Source organism: Nocardia sp. NPDC003345, from assembly GCF_053589395.1.
Window position 1 is genome coordinate 1 of record NZ_JBSFRU010000592.1, and the last position, 1,551, is coordinate 1,551.

At 66.2% G+C, this 1,551-nt stretch carries 2 protein-coding genes; both read left to right on the forward strand.

Features of this window, described 5'->3' with window-relative positions:
• Window positions 1-1,077, forward strand: a 1,077-nt coding sequence (locus ACWDU1_RS32265) for an SCO2524 family protein (RefSeq protein WP_450004201.1), incomplete at its 5' end; no start/stop codon positions are given.
• A gap of 12 nt (window positions 1,078-1,089) precedes the next feature.
• A partial coding sequence (locus ACWDU1_RS32270; RefSeq protein ID WP_450004202.1) for an SCO2523 family variant P-loop protein occupies window positions 1,090-1,551 on the forward strand: 462 nt, incomplete at its 3' end.

Sequence of the window (1,551 nt, forward strand, 5' to 3'; positions counted from 1 at the left end):
TGGGGCTGGGGAATCGTCCGGACCGCCGAACCCATCGACTTCGTTCCGGGCCGGGCAGGCAATACAGCCGGTCACGCCGAACCGCGTCCCTACCTTTATTTCACCGCGGTGGCGCTCGACGGCATCATCGACCTCTCCTCCCAGCGCATCCGAGAACTGGACCTGCTCACCGACGAACAACGCAAACTCGCCGACGCGCTCCAGCTACGATTCGAACTCGCCCGCAACTACTGGTCGACGGTCGCGCGATTCGGCGGCGGGCGTTGGCCGCTGGAGGATATTCCGTGGCGCACCTCCGATGGTGAGGAATCGGACTACTTCAGTCTCACCGTCTCCGCGATCCTCATCCAGGATCTGGTCTACCGGGACAGTACCGAGGATCTGGCCCGCACAGTGGCGATCTTCGACCAACTGGCCCGCCGAGGCCGGATCACCAGTCGGCTCATGGCCGGGGATCCGGCCGCGATCCTGCATTTCCCCGGCGTCCGGCTGGCCTTGGCGGGCAGTGAGGACATCGACGGCGGTCCTCTGCTGCGCTGGCAGGTACCCGATTTCGTCACCATGATGCTCAAGCGGTGCCTGCAGGCCGCCCGCCTGCGCACCGATGTCGATACCCGGGACCGGTTGATGGCCCTGGCCGAAGCTGCCATGGACCATCTCGATCGGCGCATCCTGCGCCAGGGACCGGCGGCCGGGCTCTGGGACGACCCTTCCGCCGAACTCGGGCCCACGGTGCACGTCGAGGAAGGGCCCTCCTGGTTCGTCACCGAACGGATCATGGAATGCCTGGTGATCGCCTACGATACGTTCCGCGAACCGCCCCTTGCTCCCTCGAGCATGGTCGCGCGTGCCATCGACCTGATGAGCGAGGCGGAGCATCTACTCAACCAGGAAGAACTCGAAGTCGAGGGTGACGACCCCACTCCGAAACAAGCCGCGGTCAACCGGATCCGCCAGTCACTGGACCGGGCCCGCACCGTCCTGCGGGAGCGGCCGGGTACCGCCTACAGCCTGGCGACCCAGGCCCTGATCCAGCTCGACGAACTGGCATACGCCCGCCAGGACGCGACGCGGTAAGGGGTGGAGTAGGTGCTGGTTTTCTCCACTTCCGACAAGGGCGGCACCGGCCGATCGGTGACGAGCTCCAATATCGCCTACCGGCTGTGCATTTCCGGCCGGAACGTCGCTTACGTCGATTTCGATTTCGGTTCCCCGACCGCCGGTGCTCTCTTCGAGATAAGCACCGCCGAACGCGGAATCGCCGGTGGCGGGGTGCACTCCTATCTGCTGGGCGAGAGCGGTACCGCGGCCCGGATCGATGTCGGCACCGCCACCGATCGCGCAGAGCTCAAACGGATCGGGCCCCGTTCCGGGCGGCTGGTCTTGTTTCCAGGCGACGAAGGCGGCGCCGAGTTCCTCACTTCGGACGAGGCCGTGGTGACCCGGTGCGCAGAGCTGCTGGTCGCTCTGGAACAGGAATTCCGAGTGGTGGTGGTCGATCTGAGCGCCGGACGCTCCGCGGCGCTCGATATCGCGCTGCGGGCTACTGCA